The following is a 23,896-nucleotide window of genomic DNA, read 5'->3' as shown; positions in this document are numbered from 1 at the left end:
TAAGACGTTTGTCGTGCCAGGAAATTTGTCCTGACACGATGGCTGTTTTTGGCCTCCCGCGTCAGAACTCGTTTTGCAGGGCTTTGTAGCCGCGCACCAGGTCGACGTTGGTGCGCGCCACGTCTTCGGAAAACTCCGAGGCACTGACGCTCACCGGCGGATATTGCGAGAGGTCGGTGTTGGGGCCGATCCGCGTGGTGGAGGGCACGTAGAAGGCTTCAGGCAGGTCACGACCATCGACCACCGAGTTGTGCCGCACCACGCAACCGTCACCGACCACGCAGTTGAACAGCACGCTGTTGAATCCAATGAACACTCGATTGCCCACGGTGCAGGGACCATGCACGATCGAGCGGTGGGCGATGGAACTGAACTCGCCGATGGTGACCGCCGCACCGGATTTGGAGTGGATCACCACGCCGTCCTGGATGTTCGAGTTGGCGCCGATGGTGATCGGCTGCATGTCGCCTGAGTCATCGACTTCGTCAGCACGGATCACGGCATAGGGCCCGACGAACACGTTCTCGCCGATCACCACTTTGCCGCAGATGATCGCCGTCTTGTCGACGTAGGCCGACTCGGCAATCAGCGGTAAATCTCCGGAAGGGTTCTTGCGGATCATGGCTTGCTCAGAGCGTTGTACAGGGTGTTGAGGTTGTACTCGAACAACCCGGTGAAGGTGCTGGCCGGACCGCTCGCCGCGAGGGCATCGGAGTACAGCGTGCCGCCGATGTGCGCGCCGCTTTCATCCGCGATCTGCTTGAGCAGGCGCGCGTCCTTGATGTTCTCCATAAACACCGCCTTGACCTTGGCCTGACGAATCTGGGTGATCAGTGCGGCCACTTCGGCGGCTGAAGGTTCGCGCTCGGTGGAGAGACCTTGAGGCGCCATGAACTCGATGCCGTAGGCCTGGCCGAGATAACCGAAGGCGTCATGGGACGTCACGACCTTGCGGTTGCCCGGTGGCAGTGAGCCGAGCTTGGCCTTGGCTTCGGCGAGCAGGGCGTAGACCTGTTTCAGGTACATCTGGCTGTTGCGCACATAGTCAGCTGTGTTTGCCGGGTCAGCGGCGATCAACGCCTTGGTAATGTTGGCGATGTACAACTCGGTGTTCGCCAGGTTGTGCCAGGCATGCGGGTCGAGAACGGTTTCACCGTCTTCATCCAGGCTACGCGGTATGACTCCGTGGCTTGCGCTGATGACCGGAGCTTTGGTCTCGGTGCTCGTCACCAGGCGATCCAGCCAAGGCTCGAAACCCAGACCGTTCTTGATGATGAGTCTGGCCTTGAGCAGCGCTTTGGCGTCGTCCGGTGTCGGCTCGTAGGTATGGGCATCCGCGTCCGGGCCGACCATATTGGTGATCTGGATATGATCCTTGCCGACCTGGCGGGTCATGTCGGCAAGGATGCTGAAGCTGGTGACCACCTGGAGTTTTTCGGCGGCAGACAGCGACATCGACACCATCAAGCTGAACAGCACGAGTAAAGCGCGCATCGGGTAACACCTCATTGGGATGTGAGCAAAGGCGGGCGGCGTAGCAAGCCGTGCACCGGCCCGAACACCACGGACAACAGATACCCACCGCCGGCGACCAGCACGATTGCCGGGCCACTGGGCAGCGAGTAATAGAAGGAGATCAATAAGCCGAGCCATACCGAGAGGCTGCCGAGCAAGGCAGCGACGACGATCAGCACCGGCAGGCGACGGCTCCAGAAACGTGCCGCGGCGGCAGGCAACATCATCAGGCCGACGACCATCAATGCGCCGATCGCCTGGAATCCGATGACCAGATTCAACACCACCAGCGTCAGGAACACGCCGTGGGCCAGTGGACCGAGTCGGCTGACGGTCTGCAGAAAAAGCGGGTCGAGGGTGTCGAGCAGCAGTGGTTTGTAGATCAGTGTCATGGCAATCAGGCTCAGGCCCGAGACCCAAAGCATGCCGGTCAAGGTCGGGCCGTCGACAGCCAAAGCCGAGCCAAACAGCAGGTGCAACAGGTCCAGGCGTTTGCCGGCGATGCCGAGAATCAGCACGCCACCGGCCAGGGAAATCGGGTAGATCGCCGCGAGGCTGGCGTCTTCTCGCAGGCCGGTGCGTCGGGTAATCCAGGCCGCGAGGCCGGCCATGCTCAGGCCGGCACCGAGGCCGCCGATGGTCAACGCCGGGAGGCTCAACCCGGCAAACCAGAAACCCAGTGCCGCCCCGGGAAGGATTCCGTGGGCGACGGCATCGCCGATCAGACTCATGCGCCGCAGGATCAGAAACACCCCAAGTGGTGCCGTGCTGCACGCCAACACCAGCCCGCCGAGCAGCGCTCGACGCATGAAGACGAACTCCTGGAATGGTTGCCAAAGATGCGCGGCAGCGATCATCAGGCCACCTGTGCCTGTGGTTGTTGGCGGATCAGTTCGGTGCTCGGGCCGAATGCACAACCGCTGCTTTTGATCAGCAACGTGTATGGGATGTGCTCGCGGACAGCGGCCAGGTCATGGCATACGATCACCAGTGTCCGGCCTTCGAGGTGCCATTGGTGTATGTGCTTCCAGAGCAATGCCTGGCCGAGTTCATCGAGGGCTGCGTGGGGTTCATCGAGCAACAGCACGGGGGCGTCGGTCAGGCTCAATCGGGCGAGCAGGGCGCGTTGCAATTCGCCGCCGGAAAGTGCCATCAAAGATCGATCTTCCAGGCCGTTCAGGCACCAGTTTTCGAGGACGTTTTTCAGTCGTTGGCTACGGATTTCCGGTGACTGTTTATTGCCCCAGAAACCGGCGGCAACCAATGCCTGAAGGCTGATCGGAAATTGTCTGTCCAGGTGTTGTTGCTGGGGCAGGAACGACACACCGCCCTTGATTGGAACACTCAGTCGCACCTTTCCCACCAACGGTTTTTGCAAGCCGGCGATGACCTTCAACAGACTGCTTTTCCCGGAACCGTTCGCACCGATGATGGCGGTCAGGCTGCCCTTCGACAGTTCGAAGTCCAGCGCGGGTGTGAGTGGCTGTCCCGGTGCGCCCCAGCGCAAAGCGTGGCAAGCAATCATGCGACCTCCCAGTTGAAACGGCTTTCGGCAACGGCGTCGTGGGCGTGCAGGCTTTCGGCGTGAGTGACACGAATGTGGAAGGCGTTGATGCCTGTGGAGCTTTTCAGGGCCAGATTCAAACGGCGTGCGGCGTCCTCGCAGAACATCAGGTTCTGACCATTGGCCAGGGCGAAGGCCTGTTCGTCGGCGCGTTTTACCGCTGTTTGAACGGCGGTGCCGAGTGCGGCTTCGGCGTCATTGATGACGGCGATCAGAGGAAACTCGTCCAGAAAATCAGCCAGTCGTACGCACAACTTTGCGCTGCTGCGTTGGCTGTGAGGTGTAGCGACGATGCCGTCGGTGGAGCCGAGCCACGCTAAAACGTCGGCGTGTTGCAGTGACTTGTTGGCGAAGTCATCGACGAACTGCTGCTGAATCAACTGTCGAGAAAGGGCTGCGGAACAGGGGCAGGTTGAGGAATAAGGCACGTCGATTTTTAGTTCCACGTGGAACATCGCGTTTTTCAACCGCGCTTCGATGTTCACCGGATAGCTTTTCCAGCCAGACAATGGACTGATCAGCGCCGGCCTTTTCAGCAACAAATCGGCATGAATGGTTAGGTGTGCGCTGCAGGACAACCCTTCATGGCTCTCAAGAAAGCGCTGCAGAACCCGCCTCAATAAAGCCGAAGAAAGGTTTTCCTGCTCCAGCAATTCAAGCGCCAGATAGAGCCGTGACATATGAATGCCGCGCGCGCTGCCATCGTCGAGGCTCACGCCGGCATCGACCTTTGCATTCAATCGTTGGCCATCAAACAAAACAGGTAGAGCAATGCCGCACATGCCCACCCACTCCAGTGGCAGGGCTTGGCGTGAGGCCTGCGCGGCGATATCCGGCAGAGTCAGCGCATTCATGAGCAGGTCCATCGTGGGAGTTGATTTCGTATGTTATAGTATAACAATACAATCGACGATGCCTTTTTCATGAACAGGCCTTCATCATGCACAGACGCCACTTGCTCAACCTGATTCTGGCCAGTGCGGCCTTCGCTTTACCCTTCGGCGCGACGGCTACGCAAATTCGTAACGCACGGCTTTGGCGCTCGGATGGGAAGCTCAGGCTGGTGTTCGATCTGAGTGGACCCGTGCAGTACAAGACCTTCTCACTGAGTGCCCCAGAGCGGCTGATCATCGACCTCAGTGGCGCCGGCCTCAGCGGCGACTTCAGTCAGTTAGCCCTGGGCGATGGCGTGATCCGTTCGATTCGCTCCGGGCATTTCGGCAAAGGTGATACGCGGATCGTCCTCGACCTCAGCGAGCCGGCACAGCTCAACAGCTTCCTGCTGCCGCCCCAGGATGGGCAGGGGCACCGGCTGGTGCTCGATCTGAAAACCAGCGCACCGTTGCCATCGTCGTCTCCAGCGGAGCCAGCAATGGCCATAGCCAAGGCCCATCCCATGCGCGACGTCATCGTGGTGGTCGATCCCGGTCATGGCGGCAAGGATCCAGGGGCGATCGGGGCCAAGGGCGAGCGTGAGAAAGACGTGGTGCTGTCCATCGCTCAGTTGCTGGCCAGGCGTCTGAAACGCGAAAAAGGATTCGACGTGAAACTGGTGCGCAATGACGATTTCTTCGTGCCGTTGCGCAAGCGCGTGGACATCGCCCGCAAGCACAATGCCGATATGTTCATCTCGGTGCATGCCGATGCGGCTCCGCGTCTTACGGCATCGGGCGCGTCGGTGTACTGCCTGTCTGAAGGGGGGGTGACCTCCGCCACTGCGCGCTTCATGGCGCAGCGAGAGAATGGCGCGGACCTGCTGGGAGCGACGAGCCTTTTGAACCTCAAGGACAAGGATCCGATGCTCGCCGGAGTCATCCTCGACATGTCGATGAATGCCACCCTCGCCGCCAGTCTGGAACTGGGCAATACCGTGCTTGGTAGCCTGGCGGGTATCACCACCTTGCATCAGAAGCGTGTGGAGCAGGCGGGGTTCGCGGTGTTGAAGTCACCGGATGTGCCGTCAATCCTGGTGGAAACCGGCTTCATATCCAATGCCCGCGACAGCCAGCGGCTGGTGACCGCACGCCATCAGCAGGCGGTGGCTGACGGTCTGTTCGAAGGGTTGCAGCGCTACTTTCAGAACAATCCGCCAATCAACAGCTACCTTGCCTGGCAGCAAGAGCAGAAAAACAAGCCGGCCTAACAACCAGCGATCCGGCTGCAGGTGAACTTGGCGCTGCTGCCGCCGGAGCTGGAAAACCGGTTGATCGTGGTCCAGCCGACGCGCCGGTTGTAACCGACCCAGGCCTCGCCATCGGAAGCGATACCGGTGAAAAACGTCAGCTGACCGTAGCGGCTGTTGGTCTGCACCCAATAGCGTTTTCCGGCCGTTTCGAAACCCCGCAGGTAGATGGTGCTGCCGACGGTGTTGACGCTGTAGGCGTTGCCGCCCGCATCCACACAGGCCAGCAGGTTGGCGCTGCGGGTGCACTTGGCCAGGCTCGGGACTTGGGCCATCGCGTCGGCAGCCACCAGCAGGGAAAGCATGAAGAGTGCAGGTTTCAGGACGTTGTGCATGGTGCTACTCAGGAAAGGAACGCGTTCAGCATCGTATCCTTTGCCCTGTCGGACAAGAGGGGGATGGTTTATTGGTATTGTAACAGTATAACATTGTGTAAGCCCGACGCAGCGACCGGGCATCCCTGTGAGGAATATGCAGATGTCCAATCGACTCCCCGTGACCGTTCTCTCCGGCTTTCTTGGTGCCGGAAAAAGTACACTTCTTAATTACATACTACGTAATCGCGATAGATTACGAGTGGCAGTCATCGTTAACGATATGAGCGAAATCAACGTCGATGGCACCGAAGTTCAGCGTGATGTCAGCCTTAATCGGGCTGAAGAACGGCTGGTTGAGATGAGTAACGGGTGTATTTGCTGTACGTTACGTGAAGATTTGCTGGAAGAGGTGAGCCAACTCGCCAGGGAGGGGCGCTTCGACTATCTGTTGATCGAATCCACCGGTATTTCCGAACCGCTGCCTGTGGCGGAAACCTTCACCTTCCGCGATGAAAACGGCCAGAGCCTCAACGACATCGCACGTCTCGACACCATGGTCACGGTGGTCGATGGCATGAACTTCCTGCTCGACTACCAGGCTGCCGAAAGCCTGGCTTCCCGAGGAGAAACATTAGGGGAGGAAGACGAACGTTCGATTACCGATCTGTTGATTGAGCAGGTCGAGTTCGCCGATGTGATTTTGCTCAGCAAGATCGACTTGATCAGCAGCCACGAGCGCGAGGAACTGATCGCCATACTTGAGCGGCTCAACGCCCGGGCGGAAATCATTCCGATGGCGATGGGTGAAATCCCCTTGAACAAGATTCTCGACACCGGTCGCTTTGACTTCGAAAAGGCGGCCCAGGCCCCGGGATGGTTGCAGGAACTGCGCGGCGAACACGTGCCGGAAACCGAGGAATACGGGATCGCTTCCAGTGTTTACCGGGCTCGTCGGCCGTTCCATCCGCAGCGTTTCTTCAACTTCATCGACGGTCCTTGGGACAACGGCAAGCTGCTGCGCTCCAAGGGCTTTTTCTGGCTGGCGAGCAAGCACATGGACGCCGGCAGCTGGTCCCAGGCCGGTGGTTTGATGCGCTATGGTTTTGCCGGGCGCTGGTGGCGTTTCGTACCGAAAAACCAATGGCCGCAGGACGCAGAAAGTACCGCCGGGATCATGAAAAACTGGACCGCCGACAGCGGGGACTGTCGCCAGGAGCTGGTATTCATCGGCCAGAACATCGACTTCACGCAGCTCACGGCCGAGCTGGACGCCTGCCTGCTGACCGAAGAGGAAATGGCGCTGGGCGTAGAGGGCTGGAGTTTGCTGTCTGATCCATTCGGCTCTTGGTACGAAGAGGTTGCCTGATCCTCTAGTGGCGCTTCAGGGCTTGAGCCAGGTGCCCTGGCTCTGGGCCTCGCAGTACGGCTGCAAATATGCCGCGTCGGTGGCAACGCCGTAATAGTGAATATCCTGGCGGTAGGGCATATTGGCGACTTGGGCGTTGCTGCAGATACCAAATGCGCCGCCGGGGCATTGATCGACATACTGCACCTCGACTTTCTGACCCGCCAGGCTCGGCTGGCAGAATCCGTCGGCAAAGAGCTTTGGCGGGATGTTGCGGTTCTGCTGGCAAACCTTGACATCAAGCCGCTCGCCCTGGCTGTGAACCACACAAGCCTGGGCCAGCGCCTCGCTTGAAACGAGTGCCAGGAGCAACGACAAGCCAATCAACCGCATCCATCACCTCCTCAGAAATCATCGACCATGCTGCAGAATATCCCCACTCATGTCATTGCCGGCCCGTTGGGCGCCGGCAAGACCGGCCTGATCAAACACCTGCTGGCTCAGCGCCCGGCTGGCGAGCGGTGGGCGGTGTTGATCAATGAGTTTGGCCAGATCGGTCTCGACGCTGCGCTACTGACCCGGGACGCCGATGGTATCGCACTGGGCGAAGTGGCCGGGGGCTGCTTGTGTTGCGTCAACGGGGCGCCGTTTCAGATTGGTCTTGGGCGTTTGTTGCGCAAGGCGCAACCGGACCGCCTGTTTATCGAGCCCTCAGGGCTGGGACATCCGGCGCAGTTGCTCAGGCAACTGAGCGAAGCACCGTGGCAAGGCGTACTGGCTGTTCAGCCTTGTGTACTGGTACTGGACGCCCAGTCGCTTGCCGCAGGCAAACCGTTGCCGCAGGCGCAGCGGCAAGCGCTGAACCATGCGGGATTGTTGCTGCTGAACAAATCTGAAGGTCTTGAAGAAGTAAGTCGCCAGCGAATCGCCGGGCAATTGCCGCCGACCCCTCTGTACTGGACGCAACAGGCGGTTCTACCCTTGAGCGAGTTACCGGGGCTGAATGCCAAGGCACTGGCAGGTGTGGATAACTTCGTCGTGCCCAAGGGATTGGCGCTGCTGCCGGCCGTCTGGGGCGATCCCGCATTGCCCATTTGCTTGAGTCAGGAACAGGACGGTGGCTGGAGCATCGGATGGCGCTGGCATTCGAGCCAGGTGTTTGATGCCGCGCAGGTTGGCCGCTGGCTTGAAAGCCTTGGCTGGAAGCGGGCGAAGCTGGTTATCCACAGTGTTCAAGGGTGGGTTTCGGCGAACGCGGTGGATAACTCGGTGCTGGACTGGCGGCCCAGTGAATGGCGGCAGGATTCGCGTATCGAGCTGATTTTCAGTGAGCCGCTGAATGCAGAGCTATTGCAGAAAGAACTGGCTGCGTGCCGATCCGAATCGAGTTAACGAATCAAGGTCGCCACTTGGTATGCTCCTGACGCCACTGGCTCAGCTCGATCACTTGCGCACGAGGTTTCGCCACGTCGATCACCGGTTCGGTTTCGTCGAACGGAACCGGGTAGGGTGCCAGCTCAATCTGTGCGCTGTGAGCGCCGAACTGGGTGATGGTGCCGTTGTGGCGGGTTTCGCCGGTCACGGTGAATTCGAAGTTATACACACGGGCCAGACGTCGCCGACCACTGGCATCCCTGATGAACGCGATTCTTTTCAAGGCTACGTTGCCGTCGAGCAATTCGATCCCGAGTTTGCCGCAATGCTGCTTGACCCGCTCCAGCGCGCGCTCGCGCAAGCCGTGGTTGTGCCATAGCCATGCGCCGGCAGTGGCGAACAGCATCAGCACGAATATATTTCCAAGGGTCAGCATCACAGGGTGCTCCAACAAGATAGTGTCAGCTTAACTGTGTCGCTGGTCTGTCGTACAGGCTGCGTTTAGTCGCATACTGCGCGGCTAGAATTTCAATCGTTTTACGGAAATCCACCGCATGAAACGTACTCCGCATTTGCTCGCTATCCAGTCCCACGTGGTATTCGGTCACGCCGGCAACAGTGCCGCGGTTTTCCCGATGCAACGGGTCGGGGTGAATGTCTGGCCGCTCAACACCGTGCAGTTCTCCAATCACACCCAGTACGGTCAGTGGGCCGGTGAAGTGCTGGCGCCGCACCAGATCCCCGACCTGGTCGAAGGTATCGCGGCGATTGGCGAGTTGGGCAACTGCGATGCGGTGCTCTCCGGTTACCTCGGCAGTGCGGCCCAGGGCCGGGCGATTTTGACGGGGGTGGCGCGGATCAAGTCGATGAATCCCAAAGCGCTGTACCTGTGTGACCCGGTCATGGGGCATCCGGAGAAGGGCTGCAGTGTTCCGGCGGAAGTCAGTGATTTCCTGTTGGAAGAGGCCGCCGCCGTGGCGGACTTCATGTGCCCGAACCAGCTGGAGCTGGACAGCTTCTCTGGGCGCAAGCCGCAATCGCTGTTCGATTGCCTGGCCATGGCGCGTGCATTGCTGGTGCGCGGCCCGAAAGCAGTGCTGGTCAAGCATCTGGACTACCCGGGCAAATCGGCAGAGGCCTTCGAGATGCTGCTGGTGACGGCCGAAGGCAGTTGGCATTTGCAGCGTCCGTTGCTGGCGTTCCCGCGTCAGCCGGTGGGCGTGGGCGATCTGACGTCCGGGCTGTTCCTGGCGCGTGTGCTGTTGGGGGACAGCCTGGTGGCCGCGTTCGAGTTCACGGCGTCGGCGGTGCATGAAGTACTGCTGGAAACCCAGGCGTGTGCCAGCTACGAGTTGGAACTGGTTCGGGCTCAGGACCGGATTGCCCATCCGCGGGTGCGGTTTGAGGCGACGTCGATCAGCCTTTGATCCGCGTTGCCCCAATCGCGAGCAAGCTCGCTCCCACAATGGCTCACTCGTACACAAAATCTGTATCCGCTGAGGTCAACTGTGGGAGCGAGCTTGCTCGCGATGGGGACTGGAGTCGCGACAGGATTCAGGCGTCGCCCTTGATCTCCTGATAGCGCTTTTCCAGCTCCTGGCGAATCTGCCGGCGCTGTTGGGCCTGCATATAGCGACGCTTGTCTTCGCTGTTCTGCGGTTGCAGCGGTGGTACCGATGCAGGTTTACGCTGGTCATCCACCGCAACCATGGTGAAGAAGCAACTGTTGGTGTGACGTACCGAGCGCTCGCGGATGTTCTCGGTCACCACTTTGATACCCACCTCCATGGAGGTGTTGCCGGTGTAGTTGACCGAGGCGAGAAAGGTCACCAGTTCGCCGACATGGATCGGCTCACGGAAAATGACCTGATCCACCGACAGGGTCACCACATAGCGACCGGCATAACGGCTGGCGCAGGCGTAGGCCACTTCGTCGAGGTATTTGAGCAGGGTGCCGCCGTGAACATTGCCAGAGAAGTTGGCCATGTCAGGGGTCATCAATACCGTCATCGACAGCTGGGCGTTTCCGGGTTCCATAGCATTCTCACGGGTCAAGGCCAGGTTTGAGGGATGCACCTCTGCGGGTGCCTCGGCGGTTTTTTCAAACCAACAGTTATCGGGACGCCGGGTGCGGAGTCGCCGTCACGCCGGATCGATCTGTTTCCATATATTGCACCGCCTTTCTGCCAGAAGTCGCGGTGTTACCCTGCAAAAAGCCCAGGCTCAAGGGCATTTCCTACGTGCAGTTCCGATTTTTGTTTTGCTCGATCAGACTTTTCCTATGTTCGGGGATCGAGCAATGCCGTCCAGGGAGTCTCACGCCATGCATGCCATCAGTTTCATTCAGGATCTGGCAGTGATCATGTTGATCGCAGGCGTGGTAACCGTGCTCTTCCATCGGCTGAAACAACCGGTGGTGCTGGGCTACATCGTCGCCGGTTTCATCATTGGCCCGCACACCCCGCCATTCGGCCTGATCCACGACGAAGAAACCATCAAGACCCTGGCCGAACTCGGAGTGATATTCCTGATGTTCTGCCTGGGCCTGGAGTTCAGCCTGCGCAAGTTGTTCAAGGTCGGGGCCACGGCATTCATCGCGGCGTTCCTGGAAATCGTGCTGATGATCTGGATCGGCTACGAAATTGGCCGCTGGTTTGACTGGAACACCATGGATTCACTGTTCCTCGGCGCGATCCTGGCGATTTCCTCGACGACCATCATCGTCAAGGCGCTCAATGATCTGAAGTTGAAGAACGAGCGATTTGCCCAGTTGATATTCGGAGTGCTGATCGTCGAAGACATCCTGGGCATCGGCATCATCGCACTACTGTCCAGCATCGCCGTCAGCGGTACGGTCAGCTCAGGTGAAGTGTTCTCCACGGTTGGCAAACTGTCGCTGTTCATGATCGTTGCGTTGGTCATTGGCATCCTGATGGTGCCGCGGTTGCTGGCCTACGTGGCCAGATTCGACAGCAATGAAATGCTGCTGATTACCGTGCTGGGCCTGTGTTTCGGCTTCTGCCTGCTGGTGGTCAAGCTTGAATACAGCATGGTCCTCGGGGCGTTCCTGATCGGCGCAATCATGGCTGAATCCCGGCAACTGCTGAAAATTGAACGCTTGATTGAACCGGTTCGTGATCTTTTCAGTGCGATTTTCTTCGTGGCCATCGGGCTGATGCTCGATCCGGCGATCCTGCTTCAATACGCCTGGCCAATCGCCGTAATCACCGTAGCCGTGGTGCTCGGCAAGATGTTGTCTTGCGGCCTTGGTGCATTTATCGCCGGCAATGACGGACGCACCTCGCTACGGGTCGGGATGGGCCTTTCACAGATTGGCGAATTCTCTTTCATCATCGCGGCATTGGGCATGACGCTGCAGGTCACCAGTAACTTTTTATACCCCGTGGCTGTTGCGGTTTCGGTGATCACGACCTTACTGACGCCTTATCTGATCCGTGCGGCTGATCCATTGTCGATCAAGCTCGCCGGCGTCATGCCAGAACGCCTGGGACGAGTGTTGGGGATGTACGGCGAATGGCTGCGCAGCATCCAGCCTCAGGGTGAGAGGGCGTTGCTGGCATCCATGATTCGGCGGATCTTGCTGCAGGTAGGAGTCAACCTCGCGCTCGTGATCGCGATCTTCTTCTCGGGGGCGTACTTCGCCGAACGCATGTCAGCTTACCTGCAAGGCTGGATCAGCGATCCGAGCTGGCAAAAGGCGTTGATCTGGGGTGGGGCGCTGCTGTTATCGCTGCCGTTTTTGATTGCGGCATACCGCAAGCTAAAGGCACTGTCGATGTTGCTGGCGGAAATGGGCGTTAAGCCAGAGATGGCCGGGCGCCACACGCAGCGAGTGCGCCGGGTGATCGCCGAAGTGATCCCGATCCTGTCGCTGCTGGTGATCTTTTTACTGTTGGCAGCCTTGTCGGCCAGTATTCTGCCGACCAACAAGTTGCTGGTGCTGATCGCCGTAGTCGCGGCCGCCGTAGCGGCGCTGCTGTGGCGCTGGTTCATTCGTGTGCATACGCGGATGCAGGTGGCGTTGCTGGAAACCCTCGACAATCACAAGGAGTCGTCCGGGCATTGACCACCCTGCGGCGTTGACTGGGTCAGCTTTCCAGCCAGACGTCCCGTGCCCAGTGCCACACCGATTCCCAGGTTTCTTCGGCGATCAGCTCTTCTTCGGCTTGCCAAAGCACCACGGTGCCGTCTTCTTCGACGCAATAGTAGTCGTCACCGTCCTGGCAGATCGGGATCAGGCTGCGATCGACGCCGGCGTCCCAGGCGTTGGCGGCAACGTCGGGCAGGTAGGTGTGGGACTGCGGGTCGGTCACGGTGACCGGTTCCAGGCTGCCGTAGACCACGTCGCTGACAGTCAGCAGAAACTCTCTGAAGACGAACGGAATGTCGATGAACAGTTGTTCTTCGATTTCGACCAGCAGGTCTTCGTCAGGCAATTCCAAGGGGACCGGTACCGGTTCGTTGGCTTCACGCAGTTGTTCGATGATTTCTTCCACGTCCGGGATCCTCTTGCTTGTATGGCGCGGTTTATATGGGGCGGTTTATACAGTAGCTTGCTATAGATGCAACCGCGAAATAGAAAACCCCAGCCAGGGCTGGGGTTTTGTTTACAGCAGATGAAGTTCTGCGCGGGATCAGCCGTTCTGGCGGATACCAGCTACCAGCCAAGGCTGGTTTTCGCCCTGTGCACGTTCCATGTTCCAGCTTTCGCTGAAGACTTCGCCCTGGTCGAAACGCGAGGTTTTCGACACGCCAGTGAAGGTCAGGGTGGCAATGGTCTTGTCGGCGCGATCGTCCACGCCGTCCAGTTGTACATTGAGGTCATCAATGTAGGTGGACTGGAAGCCGTCACCCAGGTCAGCACGCTCACGCTTGAGGAACTCGAGCATTTGCGGGGTCACGAACTCGGCGATCTTGTCCATTTCGTTGGCGTCCCAGTGCTGTTGCAGGGACTGGAAGTGATTGCGAGCCGCTTCGACGAAGTTTCTTTCGTTGAACCAGGCTGGAGCATTGATCACTGGGCGAGCGGCAACAGGTGCAGCCGAACCACCGAAGATCGAACCGCCGGCAGGCTTCTGCTCGAACACTTCACGCTGCATCGGCGCATGACCGGCCGGAGCGTATTGCTCCTGCTGCTTGCGACGACGGGCGGCGATGAAGCGGAAGACCAGGAACGCGATAACCGCCATGATCAGGATGTCGAAGATCTGCATGCCCTGGAAGCCGTCGCCCATGAACATGGAGGCCAGCAGGCCACCGGCCGCGATACCGGCCAGAGGGCCGAGCCAGCGCGAGGCGCCACCGACCTTGGCGGCGGCGCCAGCAGCACCAGCAGCACCGGCAGCACCCGCGGTCGCGGTCGCCGCGGCGCCGCCCATGCCTGGCGAAGAAGGAGCCATCTGGCTGGTCTGGTGCGTCGGCGCAGCGCCGGCGCTTTTACCACCACCGAAGCGCTTGGCGGCATTGGCGTCGAGACTCATCGTCAGGCCGATGCACAACGCCATGGCGATGCTAAGAAAACGTTTCATAAAGGGAATTCCCATTTGTGGAAGGCACGCGCGCCATGTTGCACAGCTGAAGTGTTACTGGCTAGCGGCAGAGTGTTTCGGGCTTTTGCCTGACAGGTCGTGTTCAGCTTAAGTCAGTGCAATAGGGCCTTTTGACTTTGATATGTCAGATGAGTGGACGGGGTTTGTCGGACGGTCGCCTAGCGTCGCAGGGCAAGCATGACTACCCCGGCCGTGATCAGGCCGATTCCGCCCCATTGGCGCAGGTCGAGTTTTTCACCCAGCAGGACAACGCCAAGAACAGCCACCAGTACCACGCTGAGTTTGTCCACTGGGGCAACCAGTGATGCCGGACCGACCTTGAGTGCACGGAAATAGCAGATCCACGATGCACCGGTGGCAAGGCCCGACAACAGCAGGAAAAGGTAGCTCTTCGCAGAGATCGATCCCAATGACTGATATTGGCCCGTGGCGTACAAAATCAAGGCCAGGCTGACCAATACCACTATCGTACGTAGCAGGGTGGCGAAGTCGGAATTGACGTTTTCGATGCCAAGTTTCGCGAAAATGGCGGTCATTGCTGCGAATGCCGCCGATAACAGGGCCCAGAATGTCCAGGAAGAAAAAAAGCCTGCGCCCATTTTTTAGCGCCTCTGGTCAGATCAACCTGTGGGAGCGAGCCTGCTCGCGATGAACGATGAAGCGGTATTTCTGAAGTACCGAAGTGTTGCCATCGCGAGCAGGCTCGCTCCCACAGAAAAGCATCCAGTGTGTCTTTAAACGGGTTCCAGCTTGGCATACCCCAACATCAGCCACTTGCTGCCTTCGCTGAAGTTCACCTGCACCCGGGCCTGAGCCCCGGCACCTTCGAAGTTCAGGATCACGCCGTCACCGAAGATGGAGTGACGTACGGTCTGGCCAAGGCTGAAGCCGGTCTGCGGAATCTCGCTGCCGCTGAACAGGTTGCTGCCACTCATCGACTGGTTACCACCAAACGGACGGCTGACGCTGTTGGACAACCGCACTTCCTGAATCAGGCCTTTCGGAACCTCGCGTACGAAGCGCGACACCTTGTTGTAGGTCTCGCTGCCATACAGGCGTCGGGTTTCGGCAAAGGTCATTACCAGATTCTGCATGGCCCGGGTGATGCCGACGTAGGCCAGTCGACGCTCTTCCTCGAGGCGGCCGGGTTCTTCCAGGCTCATCTTGTGCGGGAACAGGCCTTCTTCCATGCCCACCAGGAACACGTAAGGGAATTCCAGGCCCTTGGCGCTGTGCAGGGTCATCAGTTGAATGCTGTCTTCGTGCTCGTCGGCCTGGGTATCGCCAGCCTCCAGCGACGCGTGACCGAGGAAAGCTGCCAATGGCGTCAGATCTTCGTCTTCTTCGCTGTTTTCGAAGTTGCGTGCAGCGCTGACCAGCTCCTCGAGGTTTTCTACCCGGGCCTGGCCTTTCTCGCCTTTTTCCGCTTCGTGATAGGCGATCAGCCCCGACTGCTCGATGACGGTCTGGGTCATCAGGTGCAGCGGCATATCCATGCACTTGGCGGAGAGGTTCTCGATCAGCTCGATAAACGCGCCAAGGGCACCGGCCGCACGACCGGTCAGGCCTTTGTTGGCCACCAGTTGGCGCATCGCTTCCCACATCGACACATCGCTGTGGCGCGCATGGTCGCGGATTGCTTCGACGGTTTTTTCGCCGATACCACGGGCTGGCACGTTGATGACCCGTTCCAGCGCGGCGTCATTGCCCCGTCCTTCGAGCAACCGCAGGTAAGCCATGGCGTTCTTGATTTCGGCGCGTTCGAAGAAGCGTTGACCGCCATAGATACGGTATGGGATGCGCTCGCGCAGCAAAGCTTCTTCCAGAACCCGCGATTGGGCGTTGGAACGATACAAAATCGCGATATCGCTGCGAGACAAGCCGGTTTTCAGCGCGCTTTCGATGGTTTCGACAACGTAGCGGGCTTCGTCATGTTCGTTGAACGCGGCGTACAAATTGATCGCTTCGCCTTCGCCGCCATCGGTCCAGAGTTCTTTGCCCAGGCGCCCGGTGTTGTTGGCGATCAAGGCGTTGGCAGCCTTCAGGATACCCGCGGTGGAGCGATAGTTTTGTTCCAGACGAATGGTTTCGGCGTCGGGGAAGTCTTCGGAATACTGGTAGATGTTCTCGATTTTCGCGCCGCGCCAGCCGTAAATCGACTGGTCATCGTCGCCCACCACCATCAGGCTGTCGCCGCCCTTGGCCAGCAGGCGCAACCAGGCGTATTGCACGGCGTTGGTGTCCTGGAACTCGTCCACCAGAATGTGCCGGAAGCGCTTCTGATAGTGCGCCAGCAGCCCCGGATGGTCCCGCCACAGATCGAGAGCACGCAGCAGCAACTCGGAGAAGTCGATAACGCCTGCGCGCAGGCAAGCGGCCTCGTAGGCTTCATAAATGCCGCGCATGGTCGCCAGGAACAGGTCGCCGCTGGCTTGAATGTGTTGTGGACGCAGGCCTTCGTCTTTCTGCCCGTTGATGAACCACTGGGCCTGACGGGCCGGCCAGCGCTGTTCGTCCAGACCGAGCTCGCGGATCACCCGCTTGACCAGCCGTTGCTGGTCGTCGCTGTCGAGAATCTGGAACGTCTGGCTCAAGCCCGCTTCCTGCCAGTGCGCCCGCAACAAGCGGTGCGCCAGGCCGTGGAAGGTACCGACCCACATGCCGGCCGGGTTGATACCCATCAGCTGCTCGATGCGCTGGCGCATCTCGGCAGCGGCCTTGTTGGTGAAGGTCACCGACAAGATGGAGTGGGGCGAGGCGTTTTCGACCTGGATCAGCCAGGCGATACGGTGCACCAGCACTCGGGTTTTACCGGAACCAGCACCGGCCAGGACCAACTGACGACCCACGGGGGCTGCTACAGCCTGGCGTTGGGCATCGTTGAGGGAGTTCAGCAGAAGGGAGAGATCATCGCGCATCAGGGCATTCTAGGGGGCGGCGACACACCGGGCAAACTCCGCTTCGCTTTAGCCGATGAAAGTTAAGTGAAGGATGACCGGTCGGTCATGGGCTGCAGGCGTTGGCGGGGCGTGTCCACAGCGTTTTCAGGGGTGTCGGCGGCTGAAAAAAATTGGCCATTTATTGATCGGCAGCAGTTTGGTCCGGGCCATTGCTTGTGTATGCTCCGAGCAGTTTCGGGCCCATGCTCATCATTATAAGAACAAGAACATCGCCTATGACCCTCAGCTTCGACCTGTCGGGCCCCATTGTGGAGCCCCGGGTCATCCGTAAACAGTACGCCATGGAAATGGCGGTCGAACGCACGCGCCTGTTGTATCAGGGCTCGCTGCTGCCCACGTTGTTCATGCTGATCAATGGCCTGGTCTGTGCCGGTTTGCTCTGGAGCCCGCAACGCTATTTCCTGGTCAGCGTATGGCTGGTGTGGTTGTTGTCTTTGGTGGCATTGCGGGTGATTCAGGTCGCAGCCTTCGATTCGGCCATTCCCAACCGTCAGGCCCATCCCATTTGGCGGCGGATGTTTTTGCTGGGCTCCGGCCTCACCGGTCTGACCCTGGCGGGTGCAGGCATCGCCCTGGTTCCCGCCGATAACTTCATTCAGCAAGCCTGGGTCTTCGGCCTCATCGGTGCCGCAGCGCTCTCGGCCAGTGTGGCTTATGCGGTCAGTTTGCCGGCCTTTCTGTCATTTACCTTGCCCTGCCTTTTGCCGGCCATCGCCTATATGTTTTGGGGGGCTGAAGAACAGCAGCAAGGTTGGGGCTGGTTCGGGCTGATCCTGCTCGGTGCATTGAGCGTGGTTGCCTGGCAAGTCAATCGATTGATCGACCGGGGCTTGATGCGACGCTTTCAGAATCAGGCACTGATCGAGCATCTGCAGCAGGCACAAAGCTGCAGTGATCAGCTCAATCAGAAGTTGGCCAAGGAGATTGAACAGCGTCGACGTGCCGAAACCGAATTGCGGGAAATCCAGATCGACCTGGAAAACCGTGTCGCTCAGCGCAGCCTGGAACTGGACGCCGCCAACCAGGCGCTGAGCAAGAGTGAGGCGCGTCTGGCGCTGGCTTTGAAGGCCAGCGAGTTGGGGTTGTGGGACTGGAATCTGCAAACCGACGAAGTCCATCACACGCAGATTCAGGAATTGTTCGGCCTTGAGCCGGAACAGGTCACGGCAATACTGCGTCACCTCAAGCCGCGCCTTCATCCCGAGGATCTTCCTGCGCTGAAAAGGGCGCTGGTCGAGCATTTGAAGGGCCGCACCGAGGACTATCAAATCGAGTATCGCGTGCGGCATGGCGACGGCCATTGGGTCTGGATCGAGGACCGTGGGCGGGCGGTCGAGCGCGCCGAGAACGGTCGGGTGATTCGCATGGTCGGCACTCGCCGCGACATCAGCGTCAGCAAAGGCCTGGAGGAGCAGCTGCAACTGGCGGCGACCGTGTTCGAGGCGGCCAGCGAAGGGATCGTGATTTTCGATCCGAACTACGCCCTGATCGCGATCAATCAAGCCTTCAGTCGGGTGACCGGCTATGACATCGAAGACATGATCGGACGCAATGTCATTGAGCTGCCATGTAGTCGCGATGCGCGTCGGCATTACGCCGCAATACATCAGGCGCTGGAGCAGCAAGGCAATTGGCAGGGCGAATTGGTGGAAACCCGCAAGAACGGCGAGATGTATCCGCAATGGCTGCAACTGAATGCTGTGCGCGATACTCGGGGAAATGTCAGTCATATTGTGGGCTTCTTCGCCGATCTCTCGGCTCGACGAGAATCCGAAGAGCGCATGCGCTATCTGACCCATTACGACGAGCTTACCGGTCTGGCCAACCGCGCGATGTTTCGCGAACGACTCAGCGAAGCTCATCAACGAGTGCGGCAGGGCGGTTATCGCAGCCTGGCTTTGCTGCACATCAATCTCGATCGGTTCAAGCAACTCAATGACAGCCTGGGACATGAAGTCGCCGATCAGTTGTTGCAGAAAATGGCCCGGCGACTGGTGAATGCATTGCCTGAAGCAGACACCATCGCGCGCCTTTCCGGTGATGAGTTTGCCGTGCTGTTCAACTCATACGGCAACCTTTCGAGCCTGGCGCGGGTGGCAACGCGTCTGGCGAACAAGTTGCGTTTGCCGGTGACCATTGAGGGGCATGAACTGGTGGTCAGCGTGTCGATGGGCATCAGCTTGTTGCCGGACAGCGCCCGGGAAATTTCTGCATTGGTCAGTCAGTCGAACATGGCCATGCAGCACGCCAAACACCTGGGTGGTAATAATTTCCAGTTTTATACAGACAGTTTGCAAGCCAGCACGCTGGAGCGGTTACAGCTGGAAAACCACTTACGCAAAGCCATCGAAGACAAACAACTGAAAGTGTTTTACCAACCGAAACTGTGCCTTGCCACGGGCAAGTTGAATGCCGCCGAAGCCTTGGTGCGTTGGGATCATCCGACCATGGGCCGCGTGCCACCGGGGGATTTCATCGGCCTGGCTGAAGAAACCGGATTGATTGGCCCGATCGGTGAGTTCGTGCTGCGTCAGGCCTGCTGGCAAGCCTGTGAGTGGCAGCGGGAGGGGCTTGAGGCGATTCGGGTGTCGGTCAACTTGTCAGTGCATCAATTGCGCCAGGGAAAATTGGTCAGCCTGGTGCGACAGGTGCTTGAAGAAACCGGGCTGGCACCGCATCTCCTGGAGCTGGAACTCACCGAAAGCCAGTTGCTGGACAGCGTCGAGCACATCATCGCAACCTTCCAGCAGTTGCGTGATCTCGGGGTGAAACTGGCTATTGATGATTTTGGCACTGGCTACTCCTCCCTGAGCTACCTCAAGCGTATCCCGGTGGATTACGTGAAGATCGACCAGGCCTTTATCCGCGGGTTAGGAGAGGGCGCTGAGGATGCGGCGATCACCCGGGCGATCATTGCCATGGCTCACGGCCTGAAGCTGAAGGTCGTGGCGGAAGGGGTGGAGCGGGAAGAACAGCTTGAGTTCCTGAAAGCCGAGCGCTGCGATGAAGTGCAGGGCTATTTGATCAGCCGGCCTGTCGAGTCGCAGGCGCTGGCGATCCTGTTGCGAGAGCAATGTTCGAATTGAATGGACTGATTCCCGTCGGGTTTTGTGGGGCGACGTAAAGCCTTGCGACCAGGGCATCAGTGCTACATGAAGCGCGGGCACCTGAAATCGAGGGATTCGGTAACGCATTGAGCAGGCAAAAAGCCAATTCATGTAGTATAACTACAAGCGTGCTACATCCCCGGCACCTGCCAATAACAAAGAGTCCAGCCCCTTGAATCTGCTGCAACACATCGCCCAGTCTCGCCACCTGTTACGCAAGTCGGAGCTCAAGGTCGCCGACCACGTGCTGCTTGATCCTGCGGCCGTGATGCACAGCTCCATGGCCGACCTGGCCCACAGCGTGGGCATCAGTGAACCGACCATCGTGCGCTTCTGCCGCGCCATCGGTTGTTCCGGGTTTCAGGACCTGAAACTCAAGCTGGCCCAGAGCCTGGCGGCAGGTGCAAGTTTCGGCCAGTTTGCGATCCATGAGGATGATTCGGTCGCCGACTACAGCCTGAAAATCTTCGACACCACCCTGCATACGCTGATGGAGGTTCGCGAGAAACTCGATCCGCTGGAGTTGCAGCGGGCGGTGACACTGATGTCCCAGGCCCAGCGTGTCGAGTTCTACGGCTTCGGCGCCTCGGGTGCGGTCGCTGCGGATGCCCAGCACAAATTCTTCCGCTTGCTGCTCACCGCCGCTGCGTATTCCGACCCGCACATGCAGGCGATGTCGGCCGTAACGCTCAAGCCAACCGACGTGGCGATCTGCATTTCCCAGTCCGGGCGCTCCAAGGACCTGTTGATCACCGCCAACCTGGTGCGTGAAAGCGGTGCCTCGTTGATCACCTTGTGCCCGAGCCAGACGCCATTGGCCGAGCTGTCTACGGTCAATCTGGCGATCGATGTGCATGAAGACACTGAAATCTATACGCCGCTGACGTCACGTATCGCTCACCTGGTGGTGATCGACGTGCTGGCGATGGGCGTAGCCATGGCCCGTGGCCCGAGCCTGGTCAACCACCTCAAGAGCGTCAAGCGCAGCCTGCGCAGCTTGCGGTTGTCGCCCAAGTCGGTGAAAGCGCTGGATGATTGACGTCGTCGTAAGGTCGTTCCGACCTTAAACGCGAGCAGGCTCGCTCCCACCTTTGACCGCGATCTCCTGTGGGAGCGAGCCTGCTCGCGATGGCGTCCTCAAAGACGACAATTTTCACCGATCTGTAACCCGCAAGCCGCCAAACCGTCATCTCCCGCGCCTATCTTGAAACTCCCGTACTCGCCTTGGGAGACTCGAAATGGCCATGCCCTACGAAGAACGCAACAGCGCTGTCAAAACCCGTCGTCAGCAAGAAGATCAGCGCCGCATGGAATTCCGCCGCGCCATCGAAGATCGCTGCGAACGCCGTCAGCTTCTGGCCGAAATTGGCGACTTTCCGGAGTTGGAGCTCAATTTCTGGCAGGCATCTGCCTCGACTTCCCGTCGAAGCGCTCAGCCAGCGCGCTGATTTGAATCCGCTCGCTACGGATAAACGCCAGGAAGGCGTGAGCCACCGGTGACAGGCGTTTCGCCTTGGCCTGCACCAGGCACCAGCTGCGAAACAGCGGCAGCTCTTCGACCGGTAGCTCGATCAGTCCACCGGTTGCCAGCTCAAGGCTCAGGGCGTGGCGCGTCAACAGCGCAACGCCCAGGCCTGCCAGTACACATTCGCGCTGAGCTTCGGCAGACGAGACTTCCTGAGTCTGGTTGAAGTGCACGCGCTTCTCCTTGAAGTATTCTTCGCAGGCAAGCCGCGTCCCGGAGCCTGGCTCACGCAGTAGCAGTGTGTAGGGCTCGAGATCCTGCAAGCGCAGCGGCCCCATATGACACAGCGGGTGATCCGGTGGCGCCACGGCGACGATCGGATTGTTCAGGAACGGCAGGAATTCCAGGCCCATGTCCTGCGGCACCATGGACATGATCACCAGGTCGTCGCGGTTGTCCGACAGGCGCCGGATCACTTGACCGCGATTGACCACCGTCAATTGCAGGTTCACTTCCGGGTGCTGGCGTTTGAATGCGGCAAACAAGTGCGGCACGAAATATTTGGCGCTGGATTCAATCGCCAGCTTCAATTGCCCCTGCAGCGAGCCCTGCATGTCTGACAGCTGCATGTCGAGGTTTTCAAGGCGTCCGAAAATATCCCGGCTGGCTCGCTGTAACGCTTCAGCCGCTTCGGTCATGTAGAGTTTTTTGCCGACGTAATCGAACAAGGGCTGGCCAATCAGCTCTTCAAGTTGACGAATCTGCAGGCTGACGGCAGGTTGTGTGAGCGACATTTCGTCGGCTGCACGGCTGTAGGAGCGCAAATCACAGACCTCGTTGAAGATCTGCAATTGCCGCAAAGTCATACGCATCAATGACTTACGCATTTTATCGTTGCTCTCGTCGCTGGCAGGTGCATCAACTATAAGTCTTTACTTATGCACGACCCAATTTTTATTCATTTTTGTTAATCCCTTGTGGGCGCTAGTGTGGACCTGCGACCAAATTGAAACATTTGGTCACTCGTCGGCCTGGTCTAACAGGTCGTGGGTACACCGGCTCAAGGGAACCTCCAAGTGATAACAAAGATCCTGATCGCCAACCGTGGTGAGATTGCCGTACGAATCGTACGTGCCTGCGCCGAGATGGGCATTCGTTCGGTCGCGATCTATTCCGACGCCGACCGCCATGCCTTGCATGTGAAGCGTGCGGACGAGGCCCATAGCATTGGTGCCGAGCCACTGGCCGGTTACCTGAACCCGCGCAAGCTGGTGAACCTGGCTGTAGAAACCGGTTGCGATGCACTGCACCCCGGCTATGGCTTCCTTTCGGAAAACGCCGAGCTGGCGGAAATCTGCGCCGAACGCGGGATCAAATTCATCGGCCCATCGGCTGAAGTCATTCGCCGCATGGGCGACAAGACCGAAGCTCGCCGCAGCATGATCAAGGCCGGCGTACCGGTGACCCCGGGCACTGAAGGCAACGTGTCGGGCATCGAAGAAGCTCTGACCGAAGGCGATCGCATCGGTTACCCGGTGATGCTCAAGGCCACGTCCGGTGGTGGCGGTCGCGGCATTCGTCGCTGCAACAGTCGCGAAGAGCTCGAACAGGCTTTCCCACGGGTCATTTCCGAAGCCACCAAGGCGTTTGGTTCGGCGGAAGTGTTTCTGGAAAAATGCATCGTCAATCCGAAACACATCGAAGCGCAGGTTCTTGGCGACAGCTTCGGCAACGTGGTGCACCTGTTCGAGCGTGACTGCTCGATCCAGCGCCGCAACCAGAAGCTGATCGAAATCGCCCCGAGTCCGCAACTGACCCCGGAACAGCGCGCCTACATCGGCGACCTGTCGGTGCGTGCGGCCAAGGCCGTGGGTTATGAGAACGCCGGCACCGTGGAGTTCCTGCTCGCCGAGGGCGAGGTGTACTTCATGGAGATGAACACTCGGGTGCAGGTGGAACACACCATCACCGAAGAAATCACCGGTATCGACATTGTCCGTGAGCAGATTCGCATTGCCTCCGGCCTGCCGCTGTCGGTGAAACAGGAAGACATCCACCACCGTGGTTTCGCCCTGCAGTTCCGGATCAACGCCGAAGACCCGAAGAACAACTTCCTGCCGAGCTTCGGCAAGATCACGCGCTACTACGCCCCCGGCGGCCCTGGTGTGCGCACCGACACGGCGATCTACACCGGCTACACCATCCCCCCGTACTACGACTCCATGTGCCTGAAACTGGTGGTGTGGGCGTTGACCTGGGAAGAGGCGATGGACCGTGGCTTGCGCGCTCTGGACGACATGCGCCTGCAAGGGGTCAAGACCACCGCCGCGTACTACCAGGAAATTCTGCGTAATCCGGAATTTCGTAGCGGCCAGTTCAATACCAGCTTCGTTGAAAGCCACCCTGAACTGACCAACTACTCGATCAAGCGCAAACCCGAAGAGCTGGCCCTGGCCATCGCCGCCGCCATCGCCGCCCACGCAGGCCTGTGAGGAAT

At 59.1% G+C, this 23,896-nt stretch carries 23 protein-coding genes; 9 read left to right on the top strand and 14 right to left on the bottom strand.

Annotated features, from left to right (window positions below; all coding sequences use genetic code 11):
• Positions 1-61: 61 nt before the first annotated feature.
• From ACM6IK_RS19930 to folE2, 5 genes are read right to left on the bottom strand one after another with little or no spacing between them, the layout of a single operon-like run.
• Positions 62-622, bottom strand: a complete 561-nt coding sequence (locus tag ACM6IK_RS19930; RefSeq protein WP_057712685.1) for a carbonate dehydratase — start codon at positions 620-622, stop codon at positions 62-64.
• A complete protein-coding gene (locus tag ACM6IK_RS19925) occupies positions 619-1,494 on the bottom strand; it encodes a metal ABC transporter substrate-binding protein (RefSeq protein ID WP_414875682.1) in 876 nt (291 codons plus the stop codon). The genes ACM6IK_RS19930 and ACM6IK_RS19925 overlap by 4 nt, the downstream gene beginning before the upstream one ends.
• Before the next feature lie 11 nt (positions 1,495-1,505).
• Complete coding sequence (locus ACM6IK_RS19920) at positions 1,506-2,372, bottom strand: metal ABC transporter permease (protein WP_223544793.1); 867 nt, start codon at positions 2,370-2,372, stop codon at positions 1,506-1,508.
• Positions 2,372-3,040, bottom strand: a complete 669-nt coding sequence (locus ACM6IK_RS19915; RefSeq protein ID WP_414875681.1) for a metal ABC transporter ATP-binding protein — start codon at positions 3,038-3,040, stop codon at positions 2,372-2,374. The genes ACM6IK_RS19920 and ACM6IK_RS19915 overlap by 1 nt, the downstream gene beginning before the upstream one ends.
• Positions 3,037-3,933 carry a GTP cyclohydrolase FolE2 gene (folE2, locus tag ACM6IK_RS19910; protein WP_414875680.1) on the bottom strand — a complete coding sequence of 299 codons (897 nt, stop codon included), beginning with the start codon at positions 3,931-3,933 and terminating at the stop codon, positions 3,037-3,039. The genes ACM6IK_RS19915 and folE2 overlap by 4 nt, the downstream gene beginning before the upstream one ends.
• A gap of 86 nt (positions 3,934-4,019) precedes the next feature.
• On the opposite strand from folE2, the gene ACM6IK_RS19905 reads away from it, so the two are divergent.
• Positions 4,020-5,222, top strand: a complete 1,203-nt coding sequence (locus tag ACM6IK_RS19905) for an N-acetylmuramoyl-L-alanine amidase (RefSeq protein WP_414875679.1) — start codon at positions 4,020-4,022, stop codon at positions 5,220-5,222.
• Here the strand turns inward: ACM6IK_RS19905 and ACM6IK_RS19900 are convergent.
• Positions 5,219-5,596 carry a glutamine synthetase gene (locus tag ACM6IK_RS19900; protein ID WP_414875678.1) on the bottom strand — a complete coding sequence of 126 codons (378 nt, stop codon included), beginning with the start codon at positions 5,594-5,596 and terminating at the stop codon, positions 5,219-5,221. The two genes, ACM6IK_RS19905 and ACM6IK_RS19900, sit on opposite strands and share 4 nt — an antisense overlap.
• 142 nt (positions 5,597-5,738) lie before the next feature.
• Here ACM6IK_RS19900 and zigA point away from each other — a divergent pair, with 142 nt between their 5' ends.
• Positions 5,739-6,944: a zinc metallochaperone GTPase ZigA gene (gene zigA, locus ACM6IK_RS19895; RefSeq protein WP_414875677.1), complete on the top strand. Its 1,206-nt coding sequence runs from the start codon at positions 5,739-5,741 to the stop codon at positions 6,942-6,944.
• 15 nt (positions 6,945-6,959) lie between these two features.
• Here zigA and ACM6IK_RS19890 read toward each other — a convergent pair whose 3' ends face one another.
• A complete protein-coding gene (locus tag ACM6IK_RS19890) occupies positions 6,960-7,316 on the bottom strand; it encodes an NADH:ubiquinone oxidoreductase (RefSeq protein WP_414875676.1) in 357 nt (118 codons plus the stop codon).
• Positions 7,317-7,343: 27 nt separating this feature from the next.
• Between ACM6IK_RS19890 and ACM6IK_RS19885 the strand changes: the two genes are divergently transcribed.
• Positions 7,344-8,315, top strand: a complete 972-nt coding sequence (locus tag ACM6IK_RS19885; RefSeq protein WP_414875675.1) for a CobW family GTP-binding protein — start codon at positions 7,344-7,346, stop codon at positions 8,313-8,315.
• A gap of 4 nt (positions 8,316-8,319) precedes the next feature.
• Here ACM6IK_RS19885 and ACM6IK_RS19880 read toward each other — a convergent pair whose 3' ends face one another.
• Positions 8,320-8,733, bottom strand: coding sequence for a DUF3301 domain-containing protein (locus tag ACM6IK_RS19880; protein ID WP_108218833.1), 414 nt, complete (start codon positions 8,731-8,733; stop codon positions 8,320-8,322).
• Positions 8,734-8,851: 118 nt separating this feature from the next.
• Here ACM6IK_RS19880 and pdxY point away from each other — a divergent pair, with 118 nt between their 5' ends.
• Positions 8,852-9,724: a pyridoxal kinase PdxY gene (pdxY, locus tag ACM6IK_RS19875; protein ID WP_150757443.1), complete on the top strand. Its 873-nt coding sequence runs from the start codon at positions 8,852-8,854 to the stop codon at positions 9,722-9,724.
• A 127-nt stretch (positions 9,725-9,851) separates the two neighbouring features.
• Here the strand turns inward: pdxY and ACM6IK_RS19870 are convergent, their stop codons facing one another.
• A complete protein-coding gene (locus ACM6IK_RS19870) occupies positions 9,852-10,334 on the bottom strand; it encodes an acyl-CoA thioesterase (RefSeq protein WP_007934430.1) in 483 nt (160 codons plus the stop codon).
• Between the two features lie 286 nt (positions 10,335-10,620).
• Between ACM6IK_RS19870 and ACM6IK_RS19865 the strand changes: the two genes are divergently transcribed.
• Complete coding sequence (locus tag ACM6IK_RS19865) at positions 10,621-12,384, top strand: cation:proton antiporter (RefSeq protein ID WP_414875674.1); 1,764 nt, start codon at positions 10,621-10,623, stop codon at positions 12,382-12,384.
• A 22-nt stretch (positions 12,385-12,406) separates the two neighbouring features.
• Here ACM6IK_RS19865 and ACM6IK_RS19860 read toward each other — a convergent pair whose 3' ends face one another.
• The 4 genes from ACM6IK_RS19860 to uvrD all read right to left on the bottom strand — a co-directional run bounded on the left by ACM6IK_RS19860 (position 12,407) and on the right by uvrD (position 16,785).
• Entirely contained in the window at positions 12,407-12,814 is a 408-nt protein-coding gene (locus ACM6IK_RS19860; RefSeq protein ID WP_003187120.1) for an SMI1/KNR4 family protein, read from the bottom strand.
• A 138-nt stretch (positions 12,815-12,952) separates the two neighbouring features.
• Positions 12,953-13,846 (bottom strand): Tim44 domain-containing protein, encoded by an 894-nt coding sequence (locus ACM6IK_RS19855; RefSeq protein ID WP_414875673.1) that lies wholly within the window; start codon positions 13,844-13,846, stop codon positions 12,953-12,955.
• Positions 13,847-14,025: 179 nt separating this feature from the next.
• Positions 14,026-14,466 carry an EamA family transporter gene (locus tag ACM6IK_RS19850; protein WP_414875672.1) on the bottom strand — a complete coding sequence of 147 codons (441 nt, stop codon included), beginning with the start codon at positions 14,464-14,466 and terminating at the stop codon, positions 14,026-14,028.
• Between the two features lie 135 nt (positions 14,467-14,601).
• Positions 14,602-16,785, bottom strand: coding sequence for a DNA helicase II (uvrD, locus tag ACM6IK_RS19845; protein ID WP_218431532.1), 2,184 nt, complete (start codon positions 16,783-16,785; stop codon positions 14,602-14,604).
• 257 nt (positions 16,786-17,042) lie between these two features.
• Here uvrD and ACM6IK_RS19840 point away from each other — a divergent pair, with 257 nt between their 5' ends.
• From ACM6IK_RS19840 to ACM6IK_RS19830, 3 genes are all read left to right on the top strand, one after another.
• Positions 17,043-19,913, top strand: a complete 2,871-nt coding sequence (locus ACM6IK_RS19840; RefSeq protein WP_414875671.1) for an EAL domain-containing protein — start codon at positions 17,043-17,045, stop codon at positions 19,911-19,913.
• Between the two features lie 193 nt (positions 19,914-20,106).
• The gene (hexR, locus tag ACM6IK_RS19835; protein WP_007954250.1) at positions 20,107-20,973 is read left to right on the top strand and encodes a transcriptional regulator HexR; all 867 of its coding nucleotides are present in this window, start codon (positions 20,107-20,109) and stop codon (positions 20,971-20,973) included.
• Between the two features lie 199 nt (positions 20,974-21,172).
• Entirely contained in the window at positions 21,173-21,382 is a 210-nt protein-coding gene (locus tag ACM6IK_RS19830; RefSeq protein ID WP_223544780.1) for a PA3496 family putative envelope integrity protein, read from the top strand.
• Here the strand turns inward: ACM6IK_RS19830 and ACM6IK_RS19825 are convergent.
• Positions 21,324-22,286 carry a LysR family transcriptional regulator gene (locus ACM6IK_RS19825; protein ID WP_108218841.1) on the bottom strand — a complete coding sequence of 321 codons (963 nt, stop codon included), beginning with the start codon at positions 22,284-22,286 and terminating at the stop codon, positions 21,324-21,326. The two genes, ACM6IK_RS19830 and ACM6IK_RS19825, sit on opposite strands and share 59 nt — an antisense overlap.
• A gap of 189 nt (positions 22,287-22,475) precedes the next feature.
• Here ACM6IK_RS19825 and ACM6IK_RS19820 point away from each other — a divergent pair, with 189 nt between their 5' ends.
• The gene (locus ACM6IK_RS19820; protein ID WP_414875670.1) at positions 22,476-23,891 is read left to right on the top strand and encodes an acetyl-CoA carboxylase biotin carboxylase subunit; all 1,416 of its coding nucleotides are present in this window, start codon (positions 22,476-22,478) and stop codon (positions 23,889-23,891) included.
• Positions 23,892-23,896 lie beyond the last annotated feature (5 nt).

Source organism: Pseudomonas sp. IT-196MI5 (assembly GCF_949767415.1).
Classification (GTDB): Bacteria; Pseudomonadota; Gammaproteobacteria; order Pseudomonadales; family Pseudomonadaceae; genus Aquipseudomonas.
The sequence above is the reverse complement of the archived record's forward strand: the minus strand, read 5'-3'. Positions and strand labels throughout refer to the sequence as shown.

What these genes read in the sequence shown, in the direction of transcription:
- ACM6IK_RS19930 (WP_057712685.1), bottom strand. Translation starts at nt 622, where the DNA reads ATGATCCGCAAGAACCCTTCCGGAGATTTACCGCTGATTGCCGAGTCG.
- ACM6IK_RS19925 (WP_414875682.1), bottom strand. Translation starts at nt 1,494, where the DNA reads ATGCGCGCTTTACTCGTGCTGTTCAGCTTGATGGTGTCGATGTCGCTG.
- ACM6IK_RS19920 (WP_223544793.1), bottom strand. Translation starts at nt 2,372, where the DNA reads ATGATCGCTGCCGCGCATCTTTGGCAACCATTCCAGGAGTTCGTCTTC.
- ACM6IK_RS19915 (WP_414875681.1), bottom strand. Translation starts at nt 3,040, where the DNA reads ATGATTGCTTGCCACGCTTTGCGCTGGGGCGCACCGGGACAGCCACTC.
- folE2 (WP_414875680.1), bottom strand. Translation starts at nt 3,933, where the DNA reads ATGAATGCGCTGACTCTGCCGGATATCGCCGCGCAGGCCTCACGCCAA.
- ACM6IK_RS19905 (WP_414875679.1), top strand. Translation starts at nt 4,020, where the DNA reads ATGCACAGACGCCACTTGCTCAACCTGATTCTGGCCAGTGCGGCCTTC.
- ACM6IK_RS19900 (WP_414875678.1), bottom strand. Translation starts at nt 5,596, where the DNA reads ATGCACAACGTCCTGAAACCTGCACTCTTCATGCTTTCCCTGCTGGTG.
- zigA (WP_414875677.1), top strand. Translation starts at nt 5,739, where the DNA reads ATGTCCAATCGACTCCCCGTGACCGTTCTCTCCGGCTTTCTTGGTGCC.
- ACM6IK_RS19890 (WP_414875676.1), bottom strand. Translation starts at nt 7,316, where the DNA reads ATGCGGTTGATTGGCTTGTCGTTGCTCCTGGCACTCGTTTCAAGCGAG.
- ACM6IK_RS19885 (WP_414875675.1), top strand. Translation starts at nt 7,344, where the DNA reads ATGCTGCAGAATATCCCCACTCATGTCATTGCCGGCCCGTTGGGCGCC.
- ACM6IK_RS19880 (WP_108218833.1), bottom strand. Translation starts at nt 8,733, where the DNA reads ATGCTGACCCTTGGAAATATATTCGTGCTGATGCTGTTCGCCACTGCC.
- pdxY (WP_150757443.1), top strand. Translation starts at nt 8,852, where the DNA reads ATGAAACGTACTCCGCATTTGCTCGCTATCCAGTCCCACGTGGTATTC.
- ACM6IK_RS19870 (WP_007934430.1), bottom strand. Translation starts at nt 10,334, where the DNA reads ATGGAACCCGGAAACGCCCAGCTGTCGATGACGGTATTGATGACCCCT.
- ACM6IK_RS19865 (WP_414875674.1), top strand. Translation starts at nt 10,621, where the DNA reads ATGCATGCCATCAGTTTCATTCAGGATCTGGCAGTGATCATGTTGATC.
- ACM6IK_RS19855 (WP_414875673.1), bottom strand. Translation starts at nt 13,846, where the DNA reads ATGAAACGTTTTCTTAGCATCGCCATGGCGTTGTGCATCGGCCTGACG.
- ACM6IK_RS19850 (WP_414875672.1), bottom strand. Translation starts at nt 14,466, where the DNA reads ATGGGCGCAGGCTTTTTTTCTTCCTGGACATTCTGGGCCCTGTTATCG.
- uvrD (WP_218431532.1), bottom strand. Translation starts at nt 16,785, where the DNA reads ATGCGCGATGATCTCTCCCTTCTGCTGAACTCCCTCAACGATGCCCAA.
- ACM6IK_RS19840 (WP_414875671.1), top strand. Translation starts at nt 17,043, where the DNA reads ATGACCCTCAGCTTCGACCTGTCGGGCCCCATTGTGGAGCCCCGGGTC.
- ACM6IK_RS19830 (WP_223544780.1), top strand. Translation starts at nt 21,173, where the DNA reads ATGGCCATGCCCTACGAAGAACGCAACAGCGCTGTCAAAACCCGTCGT.
- ACM6IK_RS19825 (WP_108218841.1), bottom strand. Translation starts at nt 22,286, where the DNA reads ATGCGTAAGTCATTGATGCGTATGACTTTGCGGCAATTGCAGATCTTC.